Source organism: Mycobacterium sp. E1747 (assembly GCF_001667775.1).
Lineage (GTDB): Bacteria > Actinomycetota > Actinomycetes > Mycobacteriales > Mycobacteriaceae > Mycobacterium.
On sequence record NZ_LZJI01000124.1, the window covers coordinates 1 to 26,437 of the forward strand.

General features: G+C 68.3%; 27 protein-coding genes and 1 pseudogene. 9 read left to right on the top strand and 19 right to left on the bottom strand.

All coding sequences use genetic code 11. The features are described 5' to 3' along the window. On the bottom strand, positions 1-277 hold a 277-nt coding region (locus tag A5695_RS12275; protein WP_068081808.1), incomplete at its 3' end, for a metal-sensitive transcriptional regulator. A gap of 127 nt (positions 278-404) precedes the next feature. Between A5695_RS12275 and ilvD the strand changes: the two genes are divergently transcribed. Further along, on the top strand, positions 405-2,120 hold the full coding sequence (gene ilvD / locus A5695_RS12280; RefSeq protein ID WP_068081739.1) for a dihydroxy-acid dehydratase: 1,716 nt from the start codon (positions 405-407) through the stop codon (positions 2,118-2,120). 34 nt (positions 2,121-2,154) lie between these two features. Here ilvD and A5695_RS12285 read toward each other — a convergent pair whose 3' ends face one another. Further along, a complete protein-coding gene (locus tag A5695_RS12285) occupies positions 2,155-2,595 on the bottom strand; it encodes an SPW repeat protein (RefSeq protein ID WP_068081741.1) in 441 nt (146 codons plus the stop codon). Positions 2,596-2,708: 113 nt separating this feature from the next. Here A5695_RS12285 and A5695_RS12290 point away from each other — a divergent pair, with 113 nt between their 5' ends. Next, a complete protein-coding gene (locus tag A5695_RS12290) occupies positions 2,709-3,692 on the top strand; it encodes a nitronate monooxygenase (protein ID WP_068081744.1) in 984 nt (327 codons plus the stop codon). On the opposite strand, the gene A5695_RS12295 is transcribed toward A5695_RS12290, so the two are convergent. Next, entirely contained in the window at positions 3,689-4,342 is a 654-nt protein-coding gene (locus A5695_RS12295) for an O-methyltransferase (protein ID WP_068081748.1), read from the bottom strand. The two genes, A5695_RS12290 and A5695_RS12295, sit on opposite strands and share 4 nt — an antisense overlap. A 148-nt stretch (positions 4,343-4,490) precedes the next feature. Here A5695_RS12295 and A5695_RS27555 point away from each other — a divergent pair, with 148 nt between their 5' ends. Continuing rightward, positions 4,491-4,637 carry a metallothionein gene (locus tag A5695_RS27555; RefSeq protein WP_082946034.1) on the top strand — a complete coding sequence of 49 codons (147 nt, stop codon included), beginning with the start codon at positions 4,491-4,493 and terminating at the stop codon, positions 4,635-4,637. Between the two features lie 121 nt (positions 4,638-4,758). Here A5695_RS27555 and A5695_RS30250 read toward each other — a convergent pair. The 4 genes and pseudogenes from A5695_RS30250 to A5695_RS12315 all read right to left on the bottom strand — a co-directional run. Further along, positions 4,759-5,120, bottom strand: a pseudogene (locus A5695_RS30250) (fibronectin type III-like domain-contianing protein); the annotation flags it as partial. Between the two features lie 48 nt (positions 5,121-5,168). After that, a complete protein-coding gene (locus A5695_RS12305) occupies positions 5,169-5,681 on the bottom strand; it encodes a TIGR04338 family metallohydrolase (protein ID WP_068081756.1) in 513 nt (170 codons plus the stop codon). Continuing rightward, on the bottom strand, positions 5,678-6,427 hold the full coding sequence (locus tag A5695_RS12310; RefSeq protein WP_068081758.1) for a DUF2786 domain-containing protein: 750 nt from the start codon (positions 6,425-6,427) through the stop codon (positions 5,678-5,680). Before A5695_RS12310 ends, A5695_RS12305 begins: the two co-directional genes overlap by 4 nt. Positions 6,428-6,529: 102 nt before the next feature. Next, a complete protein-coding gene (locus A5695_RS12315) occupies positions 6,530-7,363 on the bottom strand; it encodes an alpha/beta hydrolase (protein ID WP_068081761.1) in 834 nt (277 codons plus the stop codon). Between the two features lie 82 nt (positions 7,364-7,445). Between A5695_RS12315 and A5695_RS12320 the strand changes: the two genes are divergently transcribed. Both A5695_RS12320 and A5695_RS12325 read left to right on the top strand, forming a co-directional pair. After that, on the top strand, positions 7,446-8,447 hold the full coding sequence (locus A5695_RS12320; RefSeq protein ID WP_068081764.1) for a sigma-70 family RNA polymerase sigma factor: 1,002 nt from the start codon (positions 7,446-7,448) through the stop codon (positions 8,445-8,447). Beyond that, positions 8,444-9,859, top strand: a complete 1,416-nt coding sequence (locus A5695_RS12325) for an alpha/beta hydrolase domain-containing protein (RefSeq protein WP_068081767.1) — start codon at positions 8,444-8,446, stop codon at positions 9,857-9,859. The genes A5695_RS12320 and A5695_RS12325 overlap by 4 nt, the downstream gene beginning before the upstream one ends. Here the strand turns inward: A5695_RS12325 and A5695_RS12330 are convergent. After that, positions 9,856-10,989 (bottom strand): dihydrodipicolinate reductase, encoded by a 1,134-nt coding sequence (locus A5695_RS12330; RefSeq protein WP_082946032.1) that lies wholly within the window; start codon positions 10,987-10,989, stop codon positions 9,856-9,858. The genes A5695_RS12325 and A5695_RS12330 overlap by 4 nt on opposite strands. Before the next feature lie 108 nt (positions 10,990-11,097). On the opposite strand from A5695_RS12330, the gene A5695_RS12335 reads away from it, so the two are divergent. The 4 genes from A5695_RS12335 (at position 11,098) to A5695_RS12350 (ending at position 15,297) form a co-directional block, all read left to right on the top strand. Next, positions 11,098-11,922 (top strand): MarR family transcriptional regulator, encoded by an 825-nt coding sequence (locus A5695_RS12335; protein WP_068081772.1) that lies wholly within the window; start codon positions 11,098-11,100, stop codon positions 11,920-11,922. Between the two features lie 27 nt (positions 11,923-11,949). Further along, positions 11,950-12,684, top strand: a complete 735-nt coding sequence (locus A5695_RS12340) for a pirin-like bicupin family protein (protein WP_068081774.1) — start codon at positions 11,950-11,952, stop codon at positions 12,682-12,684. 26 nt (positions 12,685-12,710) lie between these two features. Further along, a complete protein-coding gene (locus A5695_RS12345) occupies positions 12,711-14,108 on the top strand; it encodes a YhgE/Pip domain-containing protein (protein ID WP_068081777.1) in 1,398 nt (465 codons plus the stop codon). A gap of 79 nt (positions 14,109-14,187) precedes the next feature. Further along, positions 14,188-15,297 (top strand): phosphodiester glycosidase family protein, encoded by a 1,110-nt coding sequence (locus A5695_RS12350; RefSeq protein WP_156749604.1) that lies wholly within the window; start codon positions 14,188-14,190, stop codon positions 15,295-15,297. On the opposite strand, the gene A5695_RS12355 is transcribed toward A5695_RS12350, so the two are convergent. The 11 genes from A5695_RS12355 to A5695_RS12405 form a co-directional block, all read right to left on the bottom strand. Then, positions 15,294-15,965 carry a YoaK family protein gene (locus A5695_RS12355; protein WP_068081779.1) on the bottom strand — a complete coding sequence of 224 codons (672 nt, stop codon included), beginning with the start codon at positions 15,963-15,965 and terminating at the stop codon, positions 15,294-15,296. The two genes, A5695_RS12350 and A5695_RS12355, sit on opposite strands and share 4 nt — an antisense overlap. Positions 15,966-15,983: 18 nt before the next feature. Further along, entirely contained in the window at positions 15,984-16,694 is a 711-nt protein-coding gene (locus tag A5695_RS12360; RefSeq protein ID WP_068081782.1) for a mammalian cell entry protein, read from the bottom strand. Next, entirely contained in the window at positions 16,661-17,215 is a 555-nt protein-coding gene (locus A5695_RS12365) for a mammalian cell entry protein (protein ID WP_068081785.1), read from the bottom strand. The genes A5695_RS12360 and A5695_RS12365 overlap by 34 nt, the downstream gene beginning before the upstream one ends. Further along, on the bottom strand, positions 17,212-18,183 hold the full coding sequence (locus A5695_RS12370; protein ID WP_068081789.1) for an RDD family protein: 972 nt from the start codon (positions 18,181-18,183) through the stop codon (positions 17,212-17,214). Before A5695_RS12370 ends, A5695_RS12365 begins: the two co-directional genes overlap by 4 nt. Beyond that, on the bottom strand, positions 18,180-18,944 hold the full coding sequence (locus A5695_RS12375) for an Mce protein (protein ID WP_082946033.1): 765 nt from the start codon (positions 18,942-18,944) through the stop codon (positions 18,180-18,182). Before A5695_RS12375 ends, A5695_RS12370 begins: the two co-directional genes overlap by 4 nt. Then, positions 18,914-20,464, bottom strand: coding sequence for a virulence factor Mce family protein (locus tag A5695_RS12380; RefSeq protein WP_068081792.1), 1,551 nt, complete (start codon positions 20,462-20,464; stop codon positions 18,914-18,916). The genes A5695_RS12375 and A5695_RS12380 overlap by 31 nt, the downstream gene beginning before the upstream one ends. Further along, positions 20,458-21,630 carry a virulence factor Mce family protein gene (locus A5695_RS12385; protein WP_068081795.1) on the bottom strand — a complete coding sequence of 391 codons (1,173 nt, stop codon included), beginning with the start codon at positions 21,628-21,630 and terminating at the stop codon, positions 20,458-20,460. The genes A5695_RS12380 and A5695_RS12385 overlap by 7 nt, the downstream gene beginning before the upstream one ends. Continuing rightward, complete coding sequence (locus A5695_RS12390) at positions 21,627-23,240, bottom strand: virulence factor Mce family protein (protein ID WP_068081798.1); 1,614 nt, start codon at positions 23,238-23,240, stop codon at positions 21,627-21,629. Before A5695_RS12390 ends, A5695_RS12385 begins: the two co-directional genes overlap by 4 nt. Then, positions 23,237-24,829 carry a virulence factor Mce family protein gene (locus A5695_RS12395; RefSeq protein ID WP_068081801.1) on the bottom strand — a complete coding sequence of 531 codons (1,593 nt, stop codon included), beginning with the start codon at positions 24,827-24,829 and terminating at the stop codon, positions 23,237-23,239. The genes A5695_RS12390 and A5695_RS12395 overlap by 4 nt, the downstream gene beginning before the upstream one ends. Further along, positions 24,826-25,866 carry a virulence factor Mce family protein gene (locus A5695_RS12400; protein ID WP_068081804.1) on the bottom strand — a complete coding sequence of 347 codons (1,041 nt, stop codon included), beginning with the start codon at positions 25,864-25,866 and terminating at the stop codon, positions 24,826-24,828. Before A5695_RS12400 ends, A5695_RS12395 begins: the two co-directional genes overlap by 4 nt. Further along, positions 25,863-26,437, bottom strand: a 575-nt coding sequence (locus A5695_RS12405) for an MCE family protein (RefSeq protein ID WP_197515468.1), incomplete at its 5' end; no start/stop codon positions are given. The genes A5695_RS12405 and A5695_RS12400, both read right to left, overlap by 4 nt.

Sequence of the window (26,437 nt, forward strand, 5' to 3'; positions counted from 1 at the left end):
GACGCGCGATGGCGGCGGAGGCCTCGGCGAGCTTCTGGTCGGCGTCGTCGCCGCCCTCGGCCACGGCCCGGGTGACGCAGTGGTTGAGGTGCTCGTCGAGCAAATTCAGGGCGACCGACCGCAGCGCACTGTTGACGGCGCTGATCTGGGTGAGGACGTCGATGCAGTACTTGTCTTCTTCGATCATCCGCGCGATGCCGCGCACCTGGCCCTCGATGCGGCGCAGCCGCTTGGCGTAGTTGTCCTTCTGCTGCGAATATCCGTGCGCGTTCGTCATCTCGTCCTTCACCCTGCCCATCGGCGCCCCCCGCCCGTGGCGGGGCCGGCGTCCCGAATCCACTTTATACCCCGCCCGGGTATGACCCGCACAATTGCCGTCCGGCCTGTTCACGCATACTTGCAGGATGGCCACCACAAGCGATGCGACCGGAGTCACCGACATCAAGCCGCGCAGTCGTGACGTAACCGACGGCCTGGAGAAGGCCGCCGCGCGAGGCATGCTGCGGGCGGTCGGCATGGGTGACGAGGACTTCGTCAAGCCGCAGATCGGGGTGGCCTCGTCCTGGAACGAAATCACGCCGTGCAACCTGCCGCTGGACCGGCTGGCCAAAGCCGTCAAGGAGGGCGTTTTCTCGGCCGGCGGCTACCCGCTCGAGTTCGGCACCATCTCGGTTTCCGACGGCATCTCGATGGGCCACGAGGGGATGCACTTCTCCCTGGTGTCGCGCGAGGTGATCGCCGACAGTGTCGAAACCGTGATGCAAGCCGAGCGCCTCGACGGATCGGTGTTGTTGGCCGGCTGCGACAAATCGCTGCCCGGAATGCTGATGGCGGCGGCGCGCCTCGACCTGGCGGCCGTGTTCCTCTACGCCGGCTCGATTCTGCCGGGAGTGGCCAAGCTGTCTGACGGCAGCGAGCGTGAGGTCACCATCATTGACGCGTTCGAAGCGGTCGGGGCCTGCGCACGCGGCCTCATGCCCCGCGAGGACGTCGACGCCATCGAGCGCGCGATCTGTCCGGGCGAGGGCGCCTGCGGCGGCATGTACACCGCGAACACCATGGCCAGCGCCGCCGAGGCCCTAGGCATGTCGCTGCCCGGCAGCGCCGCGCCGCCGGCGACCGACCGCCGCCGCGACGGTTTCGCCCGCCGCAGCGGCCAGGCCGTCGTCGAACTGCTGCGGCGCGGCATCACCGCCCGCGACATTCTCACCAAGGAGGCTTTCGAGAACGCGATCGCGGTGGTGATGGCGTTCGGCGGCTCGACCAACGCGGTGCTGCACCTGCTGGCCATCGCGCACGAGGCCGACGTGAAGCTCTCGCTCGAGGACTTCAGCCGGGTCGGGTCGAAGGTGCCGCACCTGGCCGACGTCAAGCCGTTCGGCAAGCATGTGATGTTCGACGTCGACCACATCGGCGGCGTGCCTGTGGTGATGAAGGCGCTGCTGGATGCCGGTCTGCTGCACGGGGATTGCCTGACGGTGACGGGCCAGACCATGGCCGAGAACCTGTCGACGATCGACCCGCCCGACCCGGACGGCAAGGTGCTGCGGGCGCTGGACAATCCCATCCACCCGACGGGCGGGATCACCATCCTGCGCGGATCGCTGGCGCCCGAGGGCGCGGTGGTCAAGTCGGCCGGCTTTGACTCTGACGTGTTCGAAGGCACCGCAAGGGTTTTCGATGGCGAGCGCGCCGCGCTGGACGCCCTCGAGGACGGGACGATCACCAAGGGCGACGCCGTGGTGATTCGTTACGAGGGCCCCAAGGGCGGCCCGGGGATGCGCGAGATGCTCGCCATCACCGGCGCCATCAAGGGCGCCGGCCTGGGTAAGGACGTGCTGTTGCTCACCGACGGCCGGTTCTCCGGCGGCACGACCGGGCTGTGCGTGGGGCACATCGCCCCGGAGGCGGTCGACGCTGGGCCGATCGCCTTCCTGCGCGACGGCGACCCGATTCGCCTAGACGTCGCGAGTCGCACCCTGGACGTGCTGGTCGACGCGAGTGAATTCGATTCCCGGCGAGCGGGTTTCACCCCGCCTCCGCCGCGCTACAAGACGGGCGTACTGGCCAAGTACGTCAAGCTGGTGAGTACGGCGGCGAACGGTGCGGTCTGCGGCTAGCCCCGATCGCCGCCTCGCTCAACAGGTTTGGAATCTATGCGGGGTTGGACGCCGCGCGTGTGCGCCTGCCGAAGTAGGTGGCGTTGAGGCCCAACAGGGTCAGCAACGCACCCGCGACCACGTTCGACCACATCATGCCGGCGGTCTGCGCGACGCCCGGCAGGATCCACAGCGACGCGATGACCCACCCGCCGAGCACCGGCATCGTCCAGGTCAACCCGTGGGCGCGGTCGAGCGCCGTGGCGAACCCGTACGCCAAGAAGGCCCCGGCGATCCCGGCGATCAGGTTGGACGTGGCAAGCGCTCCCGTGGCGCTGAATCCCACCAGCCACGGTGACGCGGCCACGTACAGGCCCGTCAGCAGCGCCAGCCCGAAGGTGACGTGCGCGCTCATCGACTCGGCCACGCGGTCGTAATTCGCGCGCAGAGCCAACAAGTCGGGGTGGTGATCGATTGATGAATGGACTGTACTCATTTTGTGACCTTTCTGTTATGCAGCAAGCCTTTTGAGCCGGCTGCACCCATCCATCTGTTGTCAAGATTACGCTCGATCACAGCCCGATTCGAGGCCGCGTAGCGTGGTAAGACGTGGACATCGCGGATCGCCTGCGGCTGGACGTTCCGATTGCGCAGGCCGGCATGGGCGGTGGCCTGGCGGGCGCCACGCTGGCCGCCGCGGTCGCCGAGGCCGGCGGCCTGGGCACCCTGGGTATCGCCACGCCGCGCCGGCTGCGCGCGTCCATCGACGAGGTGCGCGAGCGGGCGCCGGGCCGCGCGGTCACGGTAAACCTGTTGCTGCACTTCGTTCATCGCGGCCACGTCGCGGTCTGCGTCGGCGCCCGAGTCGACGCCGTCGTGCTGGCCTTCGGTGAGAAGCGGGGTCTCGTAGAGCACCTGCGCGAAGCCGGCATTTTCGTCTTCGTGATGGTCGGCACCTCCGGACAGGCCCGCGCCGCTATCGGTTGGGGCGCCGACGGTTTGATCGCTCAGGGGCGCGAGGCCGGTGGCCACCTGGTCGGAACCATGCCGGCGCTGCAATTCCTGCCGCAGGCGCTGGCGGTCGCCGGCCACCGTCCGGTGTTTATCGCCGGCGGCATCGCCACGGGCGCCGATACCCGCGCCGCCCTGGCCGCGGGTGCCAGCGGCGTCGTCGCGGGGACGCGCTTCCTGATGACGCATGAGGCAAACGCCAACCGGGAGTATCAGCGACGCGTTGCCCACGCGGACAAGACAATCGAGACCAACCTGTTCGGCCTGAGCTGGCCGTTGCGGCATCGCGTCGTGCCCAACGCCGCGACGCAGCGCTGGTGCCGCGCCGACGGCTCGGCAAAGGCGTTGCCGGCGGCCATCAATGCGGTGAGCCGCCCGATGGCCGCACTGGGCTACTTCGACGCCGGCGCGCTGATGCGCTTACAGTCACCGGCCCGGCCGTTGCTCACGCCGCTCGCGCCGCTTGCCGGAACGCCCGACGCGTGGGTGGACAGCGCCGCCCTGTATGCCGGCGAAACCGCGCTGCGGATCGGCGAACTCAGGTCCGCCGCGCAGGCGGTCGCCGACCTCAGCCCGCGTTAGCGCACCAGCGCGAGCGCGAAGCCGTCCCATTGCTTGGCCCCGACCGTTTGGATCACGGCCGTATCCAGTCGCGGGTGCTGGCCCATCAGCTCTAACGTCTCGCGGACGGCCTCCGCCTGCGCATTGTGCTGTGGGTCCAGGATCTGTCCTCCGCGGATGACGTTGTCCGCCAAGATGATTGCACCGGGGCGGGCCAGCCGGACCGCCCAGTCCAGGTAGGCGACGTAGTTCTCTTTGTCCGCGTCGATGAACACCATGTCGAACGGGCCGTCCAATGTGGGCAACGTGTCCAGGGCGGCGCCGACGATGACCTGCACCCGGTCGGCGACGCCCGCGCCCTCCAGGTTGGCCCAGGCCACCTCGGCGTGCCTGGGCTCGAATTCCAGGGTCACCACCCGGCCCTGCGGGCCGGCGCCGCGGGCCAGCCAGATGGTGCTGAAGCCGCCCAGCGTGCCAATCTCGAGGATGCGGCGCGCATGAACGGTCCCGGCCAGCAGGCTCAGAAACTTGCCCTGCTGGGCCGACACGGCGATCTGCGGCAGGCCGGCCGCGTCGCTGGCCTCGACCGCCGCGCTCAGCGCCGGATCGTCACCGATCACGGTGTCGTTGAGAAAGTCGTCGACATCTTGGGGCGTTGGGTTCTGAGTCATGACACCAAGCTAGCCGCGCGGCGCGGCGCCGCCGGCGGCGGTATCGGACCGGTCACGGCCATTTACCCGATACCCATGGGGGGTATATAGTGGGCAGCGTGGTCGACCACAGCCGAAAGGGATCACAACAGAGAAATGGGTGAGTGAAATGGCAAATTACGAAGCAGGCACCGAGCTGACCTGCGGCCACGAGGGCTGCGGGTGTCGCGTTCGCATCGAGGTTCCCTGCCACTGCTCGGGGTCGGGCGAGCCGTACCGCTGCACCTGCGGCAACGCGCTGACCCCGGTCACCTAGTCCGCGCCACCTGAGGCCCACGTCGAGCGTGCGTCCAGGGCGGCGATACGCCGGGGTAGGAAGACCTGAGCGCACAGCCAAAGCCCGGAACGCACGACTCGACGTGGCCGGCGCGCCGCAATCAGCATCCGAACGTACGCGAGGCCAGCTCGACGGTCGCGGTCAGCCGCGGTGTGACCGCCGACGTGCTGACCGCCACCTGATAGCCGCCCCCGCCGATGCGCCAGCGTCCCACGCCGCCGTCGGAGCGGGCGAGCAGGCGCGGGTCCGCCTCGACAGTCACCCGGCGGCTCGCCCCCGGTTCCAGCTCGACCCGTTCGAATCCCAGCAGCCGCAGGCATGCCCGTCGGGGGCGTCGGTGAGATACAGCTGCGGGACGTCGGACCCCGCCCGGTCGCCCGCGTTGACCACGCCGAAGCTGGCGGTCACCGTGTCCCCGCCGGTGACGTTCAGGTCAAGGCAGTCAAACCTGGTGCAAGACAGCTGGGCCTCGACCTCGCGCGCGGGCGTCCGCATCGTCGCCGAAAGACGTCACCGCACACCCTCTTTGGCGTAGACGACGCGCAGCACGTGCCCGACCTCGGGGCCCATCACCAGCTCGGCCAACTCGCCGAACGTCGCGACGAATTCCGGTCCGTGCGGTGGCTCGGCCTGGCACAGGTGGTGGGCGACCTCGTGAAGCACCACCAGTTCGCGCAGCGCCCAGTCGGCGGTATCGCGGTCGGGGACCGCGATAACGCCCGCGCCATCACGGAATTCGTAGTGGGCCGCGGTCGCAGCTCGTCGGGGCCGCACCCGCAGCGGCGGGGCGGAAGGCCAACGCCGGCGCACCGCCGGCAGCGCAAGCACCTGGTCAACATAGCGCTGCGCAGCGGAAACCGAGCCGAATCTTCCCTCCGGCGGCAGCGTGAGCTGCGCGCCGAAGAAGTCCACGGCGGGTGACCCGTGCTCGGCGGCACGGTCGAACAGGGTCCGGACGAACTCCTCGGCCGCGTAAACCTTGGCGCGCTGGGAGTCCCTCTTGGCGGAGCGCCCGGGGGTCACCGGCCCAACGGGGTGCGTGCGCCGGGGAGTTCGGGGCTGCTGCCCAGCCGCGCCCGACGACCGGCCCGGTCCCCCGCGCGCCGGGCGGCCGAGGAATAGCCGGCCGTCGCCCGGCTGACCTGATACGTGCCCCGCGCCTTCGACGCGCTGCGGTAATAGTCGTGCAGCTCGACGTCCTTGTCGCGCAGCGCAATCGCCGTGCCCGGCGGGCGACGGCGGTCCTTGGTGGCCTCGCGCCGGGCCTCGTCACGGGCCTCCGCCAAGCGCTGGCCCACGCGCGCCCCGAAGGCCAGCTGGAAGTTCAGCCGCGCGGTGATGGTAGGCGTCGGACGGTGCGCGCCCGACGCGAGGTAGACGTCCGACGCCCGCACCATCTGAACCACCAGGCTGGCGTACAAGGCGTGGGTGGCGTCGATGTCCTCGGCAAACCCGTAGGCGTAGACGAACGTCGAATTCGACGCGACGTCACAGCGCACGTCGTTGGCCATCGCGATCAACACGAACAGCTGCACGTAGGTCCGCAGCCCCTTGGTGCCGGCCTCTCCGATGGTGATGGTCCGCTGCGTCGGGGCCTGCGCCGGCGTGCGGTTCGCCGCATGGGACCGCGCCACCGCAAGGTCGATGGAGGACGCCGTCGCCAACCGCTGCGCGGCGCCCATGAATGCCTCCGCCTCGTGCGGGTTGTCGGTGCCCTCGGCCTGACGCAACAGCGCGGCGATCCGAGCCAGCATCTTGTCGTCGGTCAATGGCGCCACTCCTCTCCCCCGCAAGCGGGAGGTACCCCCACTGCATCGTCGTCGGCGCGGGTCATATGCGCCAAAATACGGCAGCCTTACGACACTTCCGCCTCAGAGCCGGGCGGTGATCCAGGAGACCACGTCTCCCAGCACCTGGTCACGCTCCGGCTCGTTGAAGACCTCGTGGTAGAGGCCGGGGTAAACCTTCAGTTCGACGTCGGTGGACCCGACACACTCGACCAGGCGCCGGCTGCCCGCGACCGGGATCAGGCGGTCGTCGGAGCCGTGCACCACCAGCAGCGGCGCCGTCAGCGCCGGCGCCCGCTGCGGCATGGTCTCGCCAACCTGAAGGAGGGCGCGGCCGATGCCGGCCGGAACCTTCCCGTGGTACACCAGCGGATCGCTCTTGTAGGCCGCCACCACCTCCGGGTCCCGGGAAATGGCGTCGACGTCGAGCTCCTGCACCGGCAGTCCGGGCACCACGGCGCCGAGCACCCGGGCGGCCAGCGCCATCAGCGGCGACACCTGATCCTGGGCGGCCACCGCGGGCCCCGACAGCACCATCAGGTCGTAGTTGTCGGGCCGTTCGACGCCGTAGGCGAACACGATGCCGCCGCCCATGCTGTGCCCGAGCACGATGCACTTGAGGCCGGGGTGCTCGCGGGTGGCGATCCGCACCAGGCTGTCGAAGTCCGCGGTGTACTCGGAGATGTTACGTACCAGCACTCGCTTGCCACCCGAACGGCCGTGCCCACGATGGTCCAGCGCGTAGGTAACCAGGCCCGCCGCACCGAAACACTGCGCCACGTGGTCGTACCGGCGGGCATACTCGCCGAAGCCGTGCGACAGCACGACCACCGCCCGCGGCGCGGTGTCCGGCGTCCAGACGTCGTAAACGATGCGCACTCCACCGAATCCGTCGAAGTTCCGTTCGGCTCGGTTCACTGCACAGTCCTAGTCATTACGGGCAGCGTAATGGCTCCCGGTGCAGGTCGCCCGGCCCGACACTGTCGTAGGCTCTCCCATCGTGGGACTGCTTGCCCAAAACGCCGCAAACTCCGACCTCGTCCCCCCGGGCGGCGGTGACTTCTCGGCGCAGGCCGAGCCGTACCGCCGCGAGCTGCTGGCCCACTGTTACCGGATGACGGGCTCCGTGCACGACGCCGAGGATCTGGTGCAGGAAACGCTGTTGCGCGCGTGGAAGGCCTACGACCGGTTCGAGGGCAAGTCCTCGATGCGGACGTGGCTACACCGCATCGCCACCAACACCTGCCTGAGCGCGCTGGAGGGCAGGCAACGCCGGCCGCTGCCGACCGGGTTGGGCGCCCCCAGCTCCGACCCGACCGCCGAACTGCACGAACGGCACGAGGTGCCCTGGCTGGAACCGCTCCCCGACCTGACGAATGATCCGGCCGACCCGTCGGTCATCGTCGGGTCGCGTGAGTCGATCCGGTTGGCGTTTGTCGCTGCGCTGCAACACCTCTCGGCCCGGCAGCGGGCGGTGCTGTTGCTGCGCGACGTGTTGCAGTGGAAGGCCGCCGAAGTGGCCGACGCGATCGGCACCACCACAACCGCCGTCAACAGTTTGCTGCAGCGCGCCCGGTCCCAGCTGGACGCCGTCGGGCCCAGCGCAGGCGACCGGTTGGCGGCACCGGATTCCCCGGAAACCCAGGACCTGCTGGCGCGCTACATCGCCGCCTTCGAGGCCTACGACATCGACCGCCTAGTCGAGCTGTTCACCGCAGAGGCCATCTGGGAGATGCCGCCGTACGCCGGTTGGTATCGGGGTGCGCGGGACATCATCACCCTCATTCACCAGCACTGCCCCGCCGAGGACCCCGGCGACATGCGCCTGCTGCCGGTGATCGCCAACGGCCAGCCCGGCGCCGCCATGTACATGCGCGCCGGTGATCGGCACCTGCCCTTCCAGCTGCACGTGCTCGACGTGCGCGGCGACACGGTGTCACACGTGGTCGCGTTCCTCGACGAGAAGCTGTTCGCGAAGTTCGGGCTGCCGGAGGCGCTATGACATACATCGACGTCACACCCGCGTCGGGAAAGGCGCTTCTGCTGTTGGGCGCCTTCGACATCGGCAGCGTCGGCTACGCCGCCGAAGAGTTCTTCATCTCCGGCACGGCGTCGTCCTACGCCCCGAAGGGCGAACTCGGCCCGGATGGTCGTTGGGACGTAAAACCCAGCGGCACAGCCGATTACACGACTCGGATCGTAGCGATCACCCCCACCGAGCCGGCCCGTTTCAACGGCACCGCGCTGGTCGAGTGGCTCAACGTCAGCGGCGGCATCGACGCGCCCGCCGTCTGGATGATGGCGCACCGTGAAATCGTCCGGGCGGGCTACGCTTACGTCGCCGTCTCGGCGCAGAAGGTGGGGATTGACGGCGGCGCCAGCCTGCTCGGCATGGACATGTCCCTGAAGACGCAGGATCCGGCCCGCTACGGCGGCTTGCACCACCCGGGCGACGCCTTCGCGTTCGACATCTTCTCTCAGGCAGGCGAACTCGTCAGGGATCGGGGCGACGGCATCCTGGGCGGGCTGCATCCGCAACGCGTCATCGGGATCGGCGAGTCGCAATCGGCGATGTTCCTCACCACCTACGTCAACGCCGTCGATCCGCTCGCCCGGGTTTACGACGGGTTCCTGGTGCACTCCCGGTTCGGGCCCGCCGGCCCACTGGACGGGGCCTCGCTGATCGAGGGGTTGGAGTCCTCCCCCGGTTCGCAGCAGGCGGTGAAGTTCCGTCCGGACTTGCGCGTCCCGCTGCTCACGGTCATCACCGAAACCGATCTGTTCGGCCATGTCCCGCTGGGCTATTACTCGGCGAGACAGCCCGACAACGACTCGCTGTGGGTCTGGGAGATTCCCGGCGCCGCGCACGCCGACAACTACACCATTCAGGTGGCGCCGATCGACTCCGGCTCCGCGCCGCTCGCCGACGTCGTCGCCGCCTACGCGCCGACGAACATGCTGATGGGTCAGCAACTCGATCACTACATCAACTTCGGTCCGCAGCACCACTACGTTCTGCAGGCGGCGCTCGCGGCGCTCGACGGGTGGGTCCGCACCGGGAACGCGCCGCCCTCCGCCGCGCCGATAGCCATGCGCGAGGCCGAGTCGCCCCAGCTCGTGCTCGACGCCAACGGCCTTGCCCGGGGCGGCATTCGGAGCCCCTGGGTCGACGTACCGATCGCCCGCACGTCCGGCCTCACCACGGACGAGAACCTGATGGCCACGATCTTCGGGTCCGGTGAACCCTTCGACAGCGACACGGTGCGCCGCCTGTACCCGGGCGGCAAGACCGAGTACCTGCAACGCTTCACCGGCGCGCTCGATGCGGCCATCGACTCTGGCTTCATCCTGCCGGCGGATCGCACCGAGATCCTGGCGCTCGCCGACGCGACGTATCCCCCCGACGGGGCCTAGAACAGCCGACTATCCGGCGGCGGCCCCGGCACCGGACGGACCAGTCCCGCCCCGGTTACCAGCGGCAGGTCCAGCGCCGAGAGCAGCCCGGGCGGGGCCGCGCACACCGCCGGGATGGCGTTGACCATCCGCGAGGCGCCCGCGATGCGGGCGCCCAGATCGTGGTCGTGGTCTTCGGCCATCTCGAATTCGCACCGCATGCTGGGCGATCCTTCGATCTCCACCCGATAGAGCCCGCGCCCCGAGGCCTGCCCGTAGCCGAGGTCCTTCGGCGGGATCGAGATGTGGGGCTGGGGCCAGTCCGCCGCGAGGTCGTCGCGCATCCGGGTGACGTGGTCAAGGACGAAAGTTGGCTTGCCGCCGACATATCCGGTCAGCGTGGAGCGCATGGCCGCGATCGTCCCGGCGGCGATGTGGCCGGTGGGTGTGTCGAAGGACTCGGCGGCGGGAAGGCGTTCGTTGCTTTCCTCGATGTCGTCGATCTTGACGCCCAGACCGGCGGCCAGCTGATGCAGGACCGGCCCCCAGCCGAAGGTGAATATTCCCGGCTGCGCGGCGAACGCCTGGTACTCCGGGGGCTTGCCGAATCCCAGGATCTCGTACACCGCGGCCCGATCCGGGTAAGTGGCGTAGTTGAACATCTCCGTCACCCGCACCGACTCGATGACCCGCGAGACGCCCGTGAGCACCAGCGGCAGGACGTCATTGGCGAACCCGGAGTCGATGCCGGTGGTGAAGAACGACGCGCCGCCGTAGACGGCGGCCTGCCGCAACGGGTCGGTTAACGCCGCGTCGACACCGTCGGGAAAGACCAGCGGCACAACAGAACACGACACCACGTTCTTACCGGCGCGCAGGATCGAGACCATGTCCCCCACGGCCTCCAGCGGCCGCAGGTTGGCGCCGGCGGCGTACACCACCGCGTCGGCGTCGCCCGCGAGCAGCGCCGACGGGTCCTGGGTGGCCGTCACCCCGACCGGCGCGATCCCGCACAGCTGCCCCGCGTCGCGCCCCGCCTTGGCGTCGCTGTGTACGACCAGGTCGACAAGCTCCAACTCCGGGTGGTCGATCACGCCACGCAGCGCGATCACCCCCATCGAACCCGGCCCCCACACTCCAACCTTGATCACCGCGGATCGTCTCCTAATATTAGGACGTATATATTTATAATTTGGACGGATGGTAGGGAGGTGGACATCGCTACGTCAACCGTCAAATCGCCGCCCACCGGTCGCGTCATGGATGTCCTTGCCACGCTTGCGGATTCGCCGACGGGTCTGACGTCGGCCGAGGTGGCGAAGCGCTGCGCGATCAGCACGTCCACCTGCGCCCTCGTGCTGGCAGAACTGGAACGACGCGCCTGGGTGGCGCGCCGCGGCGACCGCCGCTACGTGCTGGGCAGTGGTCTGTTCGGGCTCGTGCACGGGCTGCGGGCGCAGTTCCCGCTGCTGGACCGGGGCCGCGACGCCCTGCGGTTTCTGCACGACTCGCTCGGCGGGGGCTGCACCATGTCGAGAATCGGCGGGCGGCACCTGACCACCGTGGACGCCGTCGGTCACGGGACTGACGGCGGGCAGGCCGTCGGCCAGCGCTTCCCCATCGACCCGCCGTTCGGCCTGGTCGCCATGGCCTGGCGCGAGGACGAATTCGTCGAGGCCTGGCTGCATCGGGTGCTGCCACGGCTGACCCGGGCGGAAGTCGTCGAACACCAACGGGTGCTCGCCGACATTCGCGCCCGCGGGTACGGCGCGTGGCGGTTCGACGACACCAACCAGTCGTTGCACGATCGGCTCGCGGAGGTGCTGGCGTCCCTGGAGCCGACGGCGCGGGTGACCCGCCAGCTCACCACCCTGATGACGATGGTGACGCTGCAGTCCGTCACCGATGCGCTCGAAACCGATTTGTCCGCAGCCGAATTCGTGGTGCTGCCGATCTTCGGCCCGCACGGCCAGCCCGAGTATCAGATCGAGATCCACCTGGGCCGCTCCGCGGCGCTGACGCTGCCCGAACTCGATGCCGCGCTTCGGCACGCCCAGGGGATGCTCGCCGCGACCGTGTCCTGACCTCGCCGGGGAGATTAGGCTGGGCGCATGGCTGCCCAGGTGGACGTTCGGCGAGCCGACACGCGGGCCGTCACCACGACGCCCTGGCTGACGTCGCGGCACTCCTTCTCGTTCGGTGATCACTACGACCCGGACAACACCCACCACGGTGTGCTGCTAGTGAACAATGACGACATCGTCGCGCCCGGAACCGGATTCGGCACGCACCCGCACCGGGACATGGAGATCGTGACGTGGGTCATGCGGGGTCGATTGGCACACCGGGATTCCCTCGGCAACCACGGCGTCATCTACCCGGGTCTGGCCCAGCGCATGTCGGCGGGCAGCGGAATCCTGCATTCGGAGGAGAACGACTCATCCACGGAGCCAGTGCATTTCGTGCAAATGTGGGTGGTGCCGGACGACGCAGGCATCGCCCCCGGCTATCAACAGCAGGAGATCGATGCGGAAGTGCTGGACGGCAGGCTTGTGACGATCGCATCAGGTATCCCCGGCCGGGACGGGGCGATCGCCCTGCATAACCGCAGCGCCGCGCTGCACGCCGCGCGATTGGGGGCCGGTGACGCGGTGATGCTCCCCCAGGCACCCTACCTGCACCTCTTTGCGGCGCGGGGCGTAGTCACCTGCGAGGCTGTGGGCGACCTGCGCGAGGGTGACGCCGTTCGGTTCACCGATGCCGGCGGCACACGGGTGACGGCGAACGAGCCGTCCGAACTACTGGTCTGGGAAATGCACGCGGAACTGGGCGCCGCGAGCCCATAGAGTGAGCGTGACAGACAGGAGCCGGCATGTCTCAATCGCGGCCGCAGCACGCGGCGCCCAACCCCAACCGGAACATCAAGGCGGTCCGGACCGTGCGGTTCTGGGCTGCGCCGCTGGTCATCACGCTGGCCCTGATGTCGGCGTTGTGCGCGCTCTACCTCGGCGGCATCTTGAACCCGATGACCAACCTGCGGCACTTCCCGATCGCCGTGGTGAACGAGGATGCCGGTCCGGCGGGCGCGGAACTCACCGGCCGCTTGGTCAACGGCCTGGACAAGAACAAGTTCGACGTCCGCGTGCTCGGTCGCGACGCCGCCAAGCACGAGTTGAACACCGGGCACGTGTACGGCTCGGTGCTGATACCGCCCAGCTTCTCGTCGAAGCTGCGCGATCTGGGCGCCAGCGCAGTGGTGCCGGGTCCCGCGGAACGGCCGGTGATCACGATCTCGACGAATCCGCGGGCCGGCACGCTCGGTTCCAGCATCGCCGCCCAGACGCTCAACATGGCGATGGGCGAGGCGAATGGTGAAGTGGGCGAACGACTCCTCGCCCAGGTCAAGGCGCAGACCGGCGGCGCGCCGTTGGCCGGGGCAGCCGAAGAGGGCCTTTCCACACCGATCGAGATCGAGTCGACCGTGTACAACCCGCTGCCCGACGGCACCGGCAACGGGCTGTCGGCCTTCTACTACGCGCTCTTGCTGCTGCTCGCGGGATTCACCGGCAGCATCGTGGTCAGCACCCTGGTCGACGCGTTACTCGGTTACGTACCGGCCGAATTCGGGCCCGTGTATCGCTTCGCCGAGCAGGTCAGGATTTCGCGATTTCAGACGCTGTTGCTCAAGTGGGCAATCATGGTGCTGCTGGGCTTGCTCACCTCAGCGGTCTACATCGCTATCGCCCACGGGCTCGGCATGCCCATCGACCTCGGCTGGCAACTCTGGGCGTACGGGGTGTTCGCGATCGCCGCGGTGGGCATCACCTCCAGTTCGTTGCTCTCCGTGCTGGGCACCGGCGGCCTGCTGGTCAGCATGCTGATCTTTGTCATCCTCGGGTTGCCCTCGGCCGGCGCCACCGTGCCGCTGGAGGCGACGCCGACGTTCTTCCGTTGGCTGGCCGAATTCGAGCCCATGCACCAGGTCTTCCTGGGCACCCGGTCGCTGCTGTACTTCAAGGGGCACGCGGACACCGGGATCTCGCAGGCGCTGACCCTGACGACGATCGGCCTCGTGATCGGACTGCTGCTGGGCGGCATCGTCACACACCTGTACGACCGCAAGGGATTCCACCGGATTCCGGGTGCCGTCGAGATGGCGATCGCCATGGAACACCAAGCCCAGCACAAGGCGCGACAAGGCAAGCACGATCGGCCGGGTGTCGCCACCGAAGCGGAAGCCCCAAGCGAAAGCGCAAGCGAGCAAACGTAATTCGACCGCCGCCCAAGCGTCATCGGCCCGTTACCTAGATTGACAGTGTGACGGATGTGACTGATGATGTTGCTGTTGCATCCAGATTAGGGCGGAAAGGGTGATCGTGCTGACCCGAGGCGCCAGCTTGCGCCGGCTGGTGGCCGGCTGCACGGCCATCGTCGCCGGCGTCGCCCTCGCGTGCACCACCGGGCAGCCGGTCGCGCACGCCGCCGACGGCCGCGACCTGCTGGCCAACGCCATCAACACCACCAAGGGCTCCTACCTGGTCTACAACTTCGGCCCCGGCCATCCCGCACCGATGCTCAATGCCGGCGGCAGCTGGTACGAGATGAACAACGGCGGCCACCTGATGATCATCAAGAACGCCGCGGGTCGGCTCTCGCCCCACCTGCTGGTCGACACCCATCAGGGCGACCAGGCACGCTGCGAGAACAACCCCGGCGCCCGCACCGGCGAGGGACTCTGGCAAGCCTCGGAACTCTATGCGCCGCTGCAGGCGTGGCAGCGGATGGGCCAGCCCACGATCGCGATCAACGCCAACTTCTTCGACGTGCGCGGGCAGAAGGGCGGCTCATGGCGGCAGACCGGCTGCAGCTCGCCGCTCGGCGCCTTCGTGGACAACACCAACGGCCAGGGCCGCGCCAACCAGGCCGTCACCGGCACTGTCGCGTACCCGGGCAAGCAGGGGCTGTCGGGCGGCGGTGAAAGCTGGAGCGTCCTGACGACGATGATCCTGCCGTCGGGCGGGGCGCCCTATGTGGTGTGGCCCAGGAGCAAGAGCGACTACGACTCCGCCACCCCGGTGGTCGAGGACCTGCTCAACAAGAACGAGCGGTTCGTCGCGGTATCCGGAATCGGGCTGCTGGCGCCCGGCCAGACCGGTCAGCTGCACGACGGCGGGCCCAGCGCCGCGCGAACGGCTTTGGCGTACTCGCGGCAGAAGGACGAGATGTACATCTTCGAGGGCGGCAGCTACACCCCGGACAACATGCAGGACCTGTTCCGCGGGCTGGGCAGCGACAACGCCATCCTGCTCGACGGGGGCGGGTCGTCGGCCATCGTGCTGCGACGCGACACCGGCGGCATGTGGGCCGGCGCGGGCTCGCCGCGCGGGTCGTGCGACACCCGCCAGGTGCTGTGCGACTCGCACGAGCGGGCGCTCCCCAGCTGGCTGGCCTTCAACTAGCTGGGCCCGAACCGGAAGATCAGCAGGCTGGCCGCCACCACCGCCGCCGTAACGGCGAATACCGGCGCGACGACGAAGCGCGACATCGACGCCCCCAGGAACGCGCCGGCGCACATCGTCAGCACGACGCTGAGCCGCAACGTCTGACGGGCACCCGAGCCACCGGCCAGGCGACTGTCCAGACCGAGGCTGACGATGGTCGACGTCAACACCGTGGTGGACAGCTCCTGGATGCCGAACTGACGGGCGCTCGAGTGCTGCAAGCCGAACGTGACCGCGAGGAGGCCGATCATGATGAGCTTGGTGTTGTCGTGGTACCGCAAGACACCCGCGCCCGCCAGGATCGCCAGCGCCACCAAAAGGGTGATCTCCGTTGCCAATACGGTGGTGATCCACCGCCGCGTCCGGTCGCCGAAGTGCCGCGATATCCGGCCGCTGAGGATCGTGGTACACACGAACGTGGGTAGGGCCACGACGACCGCGGTCAGGTCGATGCTCGTTCGGGGCGCCAGCCAAAAGCCAAGGAAGATCACGTTTCCCGTCATGTTCGCGACGAACACGTGCCCGAGCACCAGGATGCTGATCGAGTCCGCCAGGCCGGTGGCGAAGGTCAGCAGCAACAGGGCCGTGACGGTCGATCGCTCCGACACCGGCGAGGTAACGGCCATGGGTCGTAGCAGACCGCGCTAGACGTGCGGCGTCAAATCCAGCGACGTGATGGTCGTCATCCTGGTCACCAGCCAGCGGCTCTGCGCGCGCTTGAGGAACAGCCGGTAGGACAAGTACTTCAACGACGGCACGTTCTTGGTCAGCGGGCTGGTCGACGTCGTGTTGGTGTACACGATGACGACGGCATTGGCGTCGTCGATCGATTCGACCGCCGCGCCGGTGACGTCGGTGTGGTTGGTGATCTTGGCCTGCTTGTTGGGCGCCACGATGGCGTCGACGAACTTGCGGTACTGCGCCTCGAAATCACCGCTGAGGTAGCCCGACGCACGGTCGGCGAGGGTGTCCATGTTCTCCGGCGTGTAGGTCCACAGCGTGGTGATCGCGTTGGCCGCGGTGCGCGCCACCTTGAGTTTCGTTGCCGCAGCGGCCCGATCGCTCAGGTACGGCTGCACGGTCGCGCCGGCGAACGCCGCCGAACCGACGAACAACGCGGCCGCCACGGCCACGGTGATGGCCATCCGCTTGCCGGCCAGGAATTTGCGCCGCTTGCGAGCGGGGGGTTGGTCCTCGGCGGCCTCGGCGTCACCGTCGGCCTCCGGGGATTCGGCTGCGGAGGCCGTTTCGCCGGCCGGCCCGGCCTCGTCGCGCTCTTCGGTCGCCGCCTCGTCCGATTCGGCGACGCTACCGTCGGCGGTCAGATCACCTGTTGTAGGTTGCTGATCTTCCACTGCTTTCCTTCCCGCGTGGCGGTCGCCGTCCACCGATTGGCGTTTTCCCAAACTTCTTTACCGTCAGGTGATTTGGAGCTCACTGCGGTGGCCACGATCGTGGTGACGCTGCCGTCATCGTTCCATCGCTCCACCCCCGCGTCCAGTACGGTGCCGGTGGCCGGTTCGGCGCGGGCCACCTGCAACAAGATCTCGTTCGCCTTCTCGCGGTACTCTTTGGCGAAGTCGCCGGTCGCCTGGCCCAGCACCCGCGTCACGTAGTCGTTGGCGTGAAACGGGTCGATCGAAGTGAACTGCGTCATGAAGCCGGTGACGTAGCTGAGCACCTCGCGATTCTTCGACGCGACGCGTTCGCGGGATTCATGGTCGACGAGCATCAGGCTGCACACCGCGATCGCGGCCGCCATGAAGACCGCGGCGACGGCGCTGGCCAGCGGCAGGCCCCACGGCCGCCCCGGCGGTAGCGGACGCGCCACCAGCAGCGGCCCCTCGCCGGGCCGAAACTTGCGGCGCGGGCTCACTTCCCGGCCCCCGCCGGTTTGGGCTTGGTCAGCACCGTGAGGTCGTCGACGAGCCACCGGTCGCCGCCGCCCTTGACGAATGTCACCCGAACGGTGGCGGAGATGTAGCGTTCGTCGGGCGCCGCACCGCGGCGCCCCTGCATGAACATCAGCATGGTCGCCCGATCGGGGGCCGCCGACTGGATCGCGTGGTCGGTCACCCAATACTCGTTGATGACCGGGTTGCCCTTCTGCACCATGTCCTGCTGGGCGGCCAGCTGGGTCCGATACTTGTCGGTGGCCAACGACAGGGCGCGGGCGAAGTCGTCGTGCAACGATTTCGGGTCGTAGGTCAGCATCTGCGCGACGATCTTCGGCCCCTGCGTGTCGAGCTGTGCCCGCGTCCGGTCGGTGGCCCGGTCGGGGGCGAACACCGCCGCGTAGCTCATCGCCGCACCGGCGATGCACAGCGCCGCCGCGGTCGCCACCAGGACCGTCGTCCACCGCCGCGCGTTGAACGACGGCTCGGCCGTTTCGTCACGGCGCACCTCGGTGCGCAGCAGCATGTCGGCGAAGGTGCGGCGGCCCGAATCCCACAGCGGCCAAAGCCATCCCACCACCGAGACGGTGTCGAGCAGGTGCGCCAGGTCGCGCAGCAGCAGGCCCCACGGCCCGACCGGCTCGCCGTCGCGTCGCGCGACCCCGATGCCGAAGAGCGCCCGCCCGAGGCTCCAGCCGACGATGGTCGGCAGCAGCAGCCGGTTGACCAACACCAGCAGGATGGCGACGCCGATGACCGCGATGCACAGCCACCACCACACGCCGTTGGGCGGGACGGTGAACCACGTCACCGCCATCGTGGCCACCACCGCGGCACCGGGCACGACGTCGACCGCGAGCGCCCCGGCGCGAATGTGCCAGGGCGCCAACGTAGTCCGTGGGGACTGCTGGACGGCCGTGGCCGGTGGCTTGTCGACCACCACCGTCACTTCGTCACCTGGTCGAGCTTGGCTATCTTGTACTGGCCTTCGGCCTGAGCCATTTTCACTCGCAGTCGGTAGCCGGTCTCGTTCTGCGTCTGGTCGTTGGCGACCTTGACGCGGACCGCGACCAGCACCTCCACCGAGCCGTCGGCGTTGTTGCGTTCGACGGCGGCCCGCATGTCGGACACCTGGACGTGGACGTTGGCCGCCTGATACGCCTGGACGAGCATGCTGGTGTACAGCAGGGCCTGCGAGCGGAAAGCGTCTGTGCCGCAGTCGATGATCTTCTGCTCGCTCGCCGCCATCGCGTTGGTGTCGGGCGCCTGGGTCGCCGAGACGCAGTCGACGGCCGCCTTGAGCGCCGCGGCGTCGTTGCGGGCTATCGCCTGGCTTTCGTGGTGGTAGCGCAACGCGAAGTAACCGCCGGCACCGACGCCGGCGGCGCACAGCACGAGCGCCGTCGCGATGCCGACCAACCAGCCGCGACCCAGCCGCGACGGCCGACGATCGACCGCCTCGCCGGGGCCGACATCGGGCGCCGGCGGCTCGTCGGCCGCGGTCTCGGGGGCGGCCTGCTCGGTCGCGTTCTCGGTTTCCGCCGGCTCGATGACATCGTCGGGTGCTGCGGAATCCTCGGGCGTTGCGTCGGAATCGATCGGGTCGACGGCGCCCGCCGGGTCCTGGTTTTGAGGACGCCGTGCGCGCAGACGACGAAACTTCTGCATCGGCGGGGGGTTCAGCCGGCTGGTGCCAGCATCTCCTTCCATCCGTCGTCTCCTGTTCTGGCCGAGTTCTCGACGGAGTATTTAACTCCATCTGGCCCTACCAGTTCACCGCTTTGGGGACTGTAAGTCGCCACCGGAGGCCCGCCGGGGGTATAGACACACGGGTTGGGCTGCTGGCCGTTGCACTGGACGGTACCCGACCCCGGGCGCGACAACGGGTCGCTGGTCGGCGGGGGCGTCCCGGAGACCCGGTCCGAAGGTGCCGGGTTCAGCCCGGTGTCGATCGACGGCGCCGGGATCACCTGCCCGGGCTTCACCGGCTGGTCACAGCGCGCCGCCGGTGCGGGGCAGGTCACGATCTGGTTGGGGTCGCCGTACCAGGGGTTGGTGCCCGCGGGCACGTACGGCTTCGGGTCGCGGCACTCCCGGGGTGTGGCCGCCCGCTTGCCCTCGACGTCCGTGCACGGGATGTTGCGCGAACCGCGCACGCTGTTGGCCGGGGTGTCCATCGGGATCTTGCAGTACGTGCCCGACGGCAGCGGCTGCATGCTGGTGTCAGCCGGGGACCGCCACTCCGATGCCGGAATGAAGCCGGTCAGGCAGGGCGGCGGCTGGTTGATCGACAACGCCAGGTCCAGCGCCGCCATGTTCGGGAACGGCGCGGCCACCGTCTGGGCGATCGACGCGCCCTGGGGCAGGAACACCAGGACCTGCTCGACGCCGGTGTGGTAGCGCTTGAGCAGGTCGAACACCACCTCCAGATTCGCCAGCGTCTGGGGCAGCGACTCCCGCACATCGTTGAACACGTCATTGACCTGATCGGCCGTCGGCGCCGCCTGACGCAGCACACTTCGCACGTGCGCATCCTCTTGCGCCGACTGCGCGCCCAGCCGGTTCAGGTTGCGCGCCCAGCGTTCGATGGCATCACCCGACTTGACCTGGCTGTCCAGCACCGGCCCCGAGTTCTGGATGATGTCGTTGACGTCGGTGATGTTCGTCTTGAAATCGCCGACGATCGCCTGCGTGGAGTCCACCAACCGCTGCAGCGCGGGGCCTAGGCCGCCCACGGATTGCGCCGTCTCGTCCAGCAGTTGGCCGATCTTGTCCTTGGGCAGCACGGCCAGCCCCCGGTTGGCCGTATCGAGCGCCGGCCCGATCTCGGCCGGCACCGTGCCCTTCGTGATCGTCTGGCCCTCCGACAGGAACTTGCCGGGATTCCCGGTCGATTCCAGGTCCAGGTACTGCTCACCGACGGCCGAGACCGAGTGCACGTTGGCCGTCGCGTCGATCGGGATCTTGTAGCGGCTGTCGATGCTCATCGTCGCTTCGGCGCCACGCTCGGTCGGCTCGACGTCGGTGACCTTGCCGATGGTGATGCCGCGATACGTCACGTTCGCCGTCGGGTAGAGGCCCCCCGACGCGGGCAGCTCGGCCTTGAGCGTGTAGCGACCGATGCCGGCCAGGCTCGGGAGCTGCAGGTAGTACACCCCGAGCACGAGCAGCGAGATGACCGTCAGGATTCCGAACGCGATCAGCTGGCGTCTGATGAAAGGAGTCAGCAATTCCTGTCCCCCCTTTCCACCAGTGGCCCACCGGGCGCATCATTCGGGTTCGGCGTGTAGCGCACGTCCGGGATCATCGTCTCGGGGTCACGCCCGAACGACTGCTCGAGCGCGCGCAGGGCGCCGGACAATCCGGTACCGGTGAGGAACGCGTTGTCGACGGAGCTGTACGTCACGTCGAGCGTCAGCGAGATGTTGATGTAGTCACCCCGGAAGATCTTCGGCACCGTGTCGATGTCAAACGGCTGGGTGAGGATCAACTTCAGCGCGCCGATCAGATACGGCGAGGCGCGCCCCAGCTCCTTCAACGGGCACTGCAGCGCCTGCAGGTCCGTGTGCAGCGGCCCGCGCGCCTCCGACAGGTACTGGTCGGCGGCTTGGCTCAGCCGGCCCACGGCGTCGACGGCATTGATCAAGAGGTTCTTGGTGTCAGCGAAATGCTTGATCAGCGGCGGGATGTCGGTCAGCACCCGGTCCAGGACGTCGGCCCGAGCACCGACATAGGTGAGCAGCCGGTTCGTCGAGTCGATCGCGTGGGTGATGTCATCGCGCTGCTGGTTGACCTGGCTGGTGAAGGTGTCCAGCTTGCCCAGGAAGGACCGGATCGCCTCGCCCCGCCCGTTGAAGATGTTGTAGACCTCGTTCTGCAGCACCTCCAAGTTGGGGATGCCGCCGCCGCGCAGGATCAGCGACAGGCTGGCCAGCGTCTGCTCGGTGGTGGGATACGACGAGGAATTCTTCAGCGGAATCGTGTCGCCGCTCTTCAGCAACTCCTGCGACGGGTTCGGCGGCGCGGCCAGCTCGACGTGCTGGGAACCCAGCAGCGAGGTCTGGCCGATCTTGGCGATCGCGTTCTTGGGCAGCTTGGTGTTCTTGTCGACGCCCAGCGTCAGGGTGGCGATCCAGTTCTTCAACTCGATCTTTTTGATCGACCCGACGAAGACGTCGGCCACCATCACCTTGCTGTTGCCGTTGATCGCCAGGGTGTCCGGCACCTGCACGTAGATCGTCATCGCGCCCGAGCCGCTGCCCGGACCGCCGGGGATCGCGACGTTGGAGATGCCGCGCCAGCCGCACGAACTCAGCACCAGCGCCGCCACCAGCAGGACAAGCGCCTGCCAGGACCCGCGGCGAATCGGCGGGATCAGCCTTCGCAATACGCTCACTGGCCACCCCCGATGTCAGCCGGGACCGCAGGCCCACCCGCGTTCGGCGCGGGTGCCGCGACCGGCGCCGGTGTCGGGGCGACCGGACCGGGGGCCACGCCTGGCCCGGGCGGCGGCGGCTGGATGGGCACCGGCGCGTTCACGCCGATGGGCGGCACGATCGGGTTCTCGTCGTACGCGTTCGGCGGTCCCGGCGGCGTCTGCAGGTTGGACTGGACGGGGGCGATGTTGGGGCCGCCCATGAGCTCGGACAGCGAGTCCGGGGTCATCAGTCCTGCCGTGATGGGCCCCACCTGCTGGCCCTGCATGCCGGGCGCGACGATCCAGCCGGGCTGGGTGTTGCGGTGTGACGTCGGGGTGTCCGGGACCCAGATGCCGGGCACGGTGGTGTCCTTATATCCGTTCGGCGGCTGCAGGCGCGGCTCGGAATAGGCCACCTCCTTGGGCAGGGTCTCGGCGGTGCTGAACAGGTTCGCGCCGAACGGCAGGTAGTTGAACTTGATGGCGTCGAGGATCGGCGCCAGGTACTGCGCGCACAGCTCGGCGGACTCTTGATAGCCCAGCCGGCTGCCCGCCTGGATCGAGCTACAGATGAACTGCATCGGGTTGGCGAAGTTGGTGATCGCCGGGATGGCGACCACCGACCCGTGCGACGGGTGATAGATCTGGTTGATGTTCGCCGCGGCCGTAGGGAGCACGTGCAGCGCGGTCTCCAGCCCGTTCAGCGGGTCCGGCTGCAGGATCGTGTTCGTCACCGTGGCCAGGTTGTTGATGTCGTAGGTCAGCACCCCGCGGTTCTTGTCCAAGAACGGGCGCACGGTGGACAGCAGGCCGTCGAACTGCTCGATCGCGTTCGCCAGGTCGGTGTCGTTGTGCGCGAGGCGGGTGGTGAAGTCGGCCAGGTTCTGGTTCAGCGCGACGAACTGCTGGTCGTCCTTGTGCAGCGCGTTGACGAACAGCGCCAGGCTCTTCACCACAGCGAAGAAGTCGCCGCGGCCCTCGTTGAGCGCGGTCAACGCCCGTGACAAGTTGCTCAGCGTCGTGTTGATCTCCTTGCCCTTGCCGGCCAGCCCGTTGGCATAGGACTCGATGACCTCACCGAAGGGGCCGGTTGGCTGCTCGGGCGTGGGGCCCAGCTTGGAGATGATGTTCGTGATGCTGTTGCGCAGCTGGTCCCACTCCACCGGGACCTGGGTGCGCTCCTCGGGGATCACGGCGTTGTCGGCCAGCACCGGGCCGCCCTTGTAGGGCGGCTCCAGCTGGATGGCCCGCGACGCCACCAGCGTCGGGTTCAGGATCACGGCGTTGGCGTTGGCGGGAACCCGGTACTTGTTCTCGTAGTGGAAGGTGACCTTCATCTTGTCGCCGGCCGGCTCGATCTTGTCGATCGCGCCCACCCGCAACCCCATGATCTGAACCTTGTCGCCCGGGTAGAGGGCGTTGGCCGCCGGGAAGTAGGCCACCACGGTGTTGTTGGTCAGCTTCTCGTACAGCCGCCAGCCCACGAACCCGACGACCAAGGCCAGCACGATCACCAGCGATCCGATGATCACCGTCGCCCGGGTCAGCTTTGGTAGCCGGATGTTGCGGATGTCAAAGGCGGTGCTCAATTCTGGCTACCTCCCCCGGCAGCGCCGCTGCCGCCCGTTCCGCCCGGGTTGATGAAGGGCGCCGGCAGCTGATTGCCCGGTCCGGGAGGGGCCGCCGGTCCCGGCGGGAAGCCCGGCGCGAACGTCGACGGCGGCGGCGTCGGCCCGGCCGGCGCCAGGTTTTCGGTACGCGCGCCCGGCGGTGCCTGCGTCGGCAACGGCACGGGCGTACCCGGGACGTCCGGCGGCGGGTCGCCAGGCCGCCCGGCGATCGGGATGCCCGGGGTCGGCGGCAGACCGCCCGGGTTCGGCGGCGAGGTCATCACGTCGACCGGCGCCGGGAAGCCCGGGCCGCCGAACGGTCCGATGCCCCCGCCGGCACACGGCAGCGGGTTCCACGGCCGCGGCAGACCTTCGTCGCCGACGGTGACGTTGCCGCCCGGGTTGGCCGGGGTGTAGGAGCAGGGCGATCCGGGAGGAACGGCCGGCCCCGGGTGCTCCGGGGTGCCCTCCAGCACCGGGGGTGCCGGCGGCGGTGCCCCGTTGGGCAAGCGGGTGCCGTTCGGGTCGGGCCACCGGAATTCGGGCAGCCCGGCGCTACGCCAGAAGTTCTCCGGGTCGATGCCGCGCTTCTTGAACGCGGCGTCCACCCACGGCTGAATGATCTGGTACAGCGCCAGGTTGTGCAGCACCACCTTGAAGAACGGTCCCGACGCGATCGCCTCGTTCAGGGACGGCAGGAACTTGCCGACCTCGGTGAGCCCCGCGGCGACATCGTCCTTGCGTTCCTTCAAGATGTCGCTCACCGTGCGCAACTGTTCGAGCACATGGTTGAGGTTCGGGTTGTCGTTGATGAAGCCCTTGACCTGTTCGGAGAAGGCGGCGACGTTCGCCAGCAACGCGTTGATGGCCTGGCCCCGCTCGTTGAAGGCGACCAGCAGGTTCTTCGCATTGACCAGCAAGCGGTCGACCTGGTCGCTGCGGTCACCGAGGATGCTGGCCACCTGGTTGGCCTGGGCCAGCAGGTGCTTGACCTGCTCGTCGCGCTTGCCGATGGTGTCGGAGAACTTGGCGACGCCGTCCAGCGCCGCGCTCAGGTGGGGGTAGGTCTGGTCGATGGTCTGCGATAGCACGTGCAGCGATTCTTTGACCGTGTCGATGTTCCACCCCTGGGCGGCCTTCGTGACGTCGAAGAACGCGTCGTAGATCTGGTAGGGCGTGGTGCTCTGACCGATCGGTAACGAGTCGCCGGGCCTCAGTTTCTGATTCCCACGGGCCTCGACGTCCAGAATCTTCTTGCCGAGGATGGTGTCGGTCTTGATCGCCAGCCGGCTCTCAGTGCCGATGGTCGCGGTGCCCATATTGAACTTGACCAGGATGTGGTCGCCTTCGATATTGATGGCCTCGACCTTGCCGACGTCCACACCGGCGATGCGCACCTTGTCGCCGACGCCAATACCGCCGGTGTCGCTGAATTGGCCGTAGTAGTGCGGTTTGGCCATCAGCATCGGCACGCTGGTGAAGCTTTGACCGACGCCGATGACGAGCAGCGTCACGATGATGCCCATCACCCCGATGCGAACCCGGTTGGGTGGTTCGAGTGTCCTCATTGCGGGGTGCACCTACCCGTCGGCTGCTGGAAGAGCCGGACCGTGCGGACCGGGCCGCCGGCCTGCAACCCGTTGATCTTCAGGGTGATGTCGCAGGCGTAGAAGTTCACGAAGTCGCCGTAGGAGCCGATGGCGCGCCCGATCATGTTCAACGCGGTGGGCACCTTCTTCAGGTAGTCGTCGAGCCCATCGCGCTGGTCGATGAGCGGCTGCTGGATCGCGTCCAGGTAGTTGAGGGTCTTGTGCAGCAGCCCGCGGTCCTCGGCCAGCAGATCGGCGACCGTCCCGGCGGCGTTGCTGATGTGCGCGGTGCCGCCCGCCAGCTGGTCACCGTGATCCTTGAGCCCGGTGATGAGCACCTCCAGGTTGTTGACCGTCTGGTCGAACTGCTGCCGGTGCCGAACCGTGGTGTCCAGGACGATGTTCAGGTTCTTGATCACCTCGCCGATCGCCTGGTCGCGCTCGCCGAGCTGGTTGGTCAGCTGCGCGGTCTGATCGAGGATGTCGTTGATGGTGCCGCCCTGGCCCTGGAACACCGTGATCAGCGCGGTCGCGATGGTGTTCACCTTCTGCGGGTCCAGCGCACGAAACAGCGGCTTGAACCCCCCGATCAGGGCGTCGAGGTCCAGCGCCGGCGAGGTCCGCGACATCGGGATGAAGCCACCCGGCGGCAGCACCTTCTCGGCGCCCTCCCCCTCGCCGCGCTTGAGCTCCAGGTAGCGGTTGCCGATGAGGTCGAGGTAGCGGATCTGCGCGGTCGTGGACTGGTACAGCGGCACCGAGCGGTCGACGTTGAACTTGACCCTCGCCCGCTTGCCGCCGTCGGCCAATTCGACCGTGTCGACCTTGCCGATCTCCACGCCCGAGGCGCGGACGAACTGGCCCGCCCGCAGCCCGCTGACATTGGTGAACTCGGCCGAGTACGAGTTGGTGCTGTCGAACCGCATCTGCCCGAATACGACGATGATCATCACGGTGAAGATCAGCAGCACCAACGAGAAGATGCTGAGCCTGACGATGGTTCCGGTGATTTTCATGGGTTGATCGTGTTGTCCCCTACTTGGCGGCCCCAGACGTACTCGATGGCGTACGGCGAGCCGGTGTCGAGGTGGTTGTACGGCGCGATGCTGTTGCCGCTGTCTATCACCAATTCAGGTGCGGGCCACAGGTCGTGGGTGATCGGCTGCCAGCAACCTGGTGCGCCCCCCGGTCCGCCGCGCGCGTTGATCCGCGGCAGGTTCTCGGGGTAGGTGTACGGGTTCGGCGCACCACCGACGAGCCCGGCCAGCCCGCCGACCAGGCTGGCGAGGGTGGCCACCGCCGACACGGGGTTGGCCAGCAGTCCCAGCCCGGACAGCGCCTCGGTGTGGGCGTTCAGCGAGTAACCGTTGCCGCCCAGGAACGACGACGCCTTCGGCTCGATGTCGTGGTAGTTGCGCACCGCGCAGAACATCTCCGGGCTGTAGGTGTCCAGCAGCTGGGCCGAGGGCACCAGGTCCTGCGCGCCCCGCGCCAGGTACGGGCCGCCCCGGTTGAAGATGTCGGCGCCGGTGTTGCCGAACCCGGCCGCGGACAACAGGGCCTGGTCCAGGTCCTTCTGCTGCGCAT

Bases quoted from the DNA above. Each gene is read 5' to 3' on its own strand.
- A5695_RS12400 (WP_068081804.1), bottom strand. From the start codon at position 25,866: ATGAAAATCACCGGAACCATCGTCAGGCTCAGCATCTTCTCGTTGGTG.
- A5695_RS12355 (WP_068081779.1), bottom strand. From the start codon at position 15,965: ATGGCCGTTACCTCGCCGGTGTCGGAGCGATCGACCGTCACGGCCCTG.
- A5695_RS12340 (WP_068081774.1), top strand. From the start codon at position 11,950: ATGGCTGCCCAGGTGGACGTTCGGCGAGCCGACACGCGGGCCGTCACC.
- A5695_RS12345 (WP_068081777.1), top strand. From the start codon at position 12,711: ATGTCTCAATCGCGGCCGCAGCACGCGGCGCCCAACCCCAACCGGAAC.
- A5695_RS12295 (WP_068081748.1), bottom strand. From the start codon at position 4,342: ATGACTCAGAACCCAACGCCCCAAGATGTCGACGACTTTCTCAACGAC.
- A5695_RS12325 (WP_068081767.1), top strand. From the start codon at position 8,444: ATGACATACATCGACGTCACACCCGCGTCGGGAAAGGCGCTTCTGCTG.
- A5695_RS12395 (WP_068081801.1), bottom strand. From the start codon at position 24,829: ATGAGGACACTCGAACCACCCAACCGGGTTCGCATCGGGGTGATGGGC.
- A5695_RS27555 (WP_082946034.1), top strand. From the start codon at position 4,491: ATGGCAAATTACGAAGCAGGCACCGAGCTGACCTGCGGCCACGAGGGC.
- A5695_RS12375 (WP_082946033.1), bottom strand. From the start codon at position 18,944: ATGGAAGGAGATGCTGGCACCAGCCGGCTGAACCCCCCGCCGATGCAG.
- A5695_RS12285 (WP_068081741.1), bottom strand. From the start codon at position 2,595: ATGAGTACAGTCCATTCATCAATCGATCACCACCCCGACTTGTTGGCT.
- ilvD (WP_068081739.1), top strand. From the start codon at position 405: ATGGCCACCACAAGCGATGCGACCGGAGTCACCGACATCAAGCCGCGC.
- A5695_RS12335 (WP_068081772.1), top strand. From the start codon at position 11,098: ATGGATGTCCTTGCCACGCTTGCGGATTCGCCGACGGGTCTGACGTCG.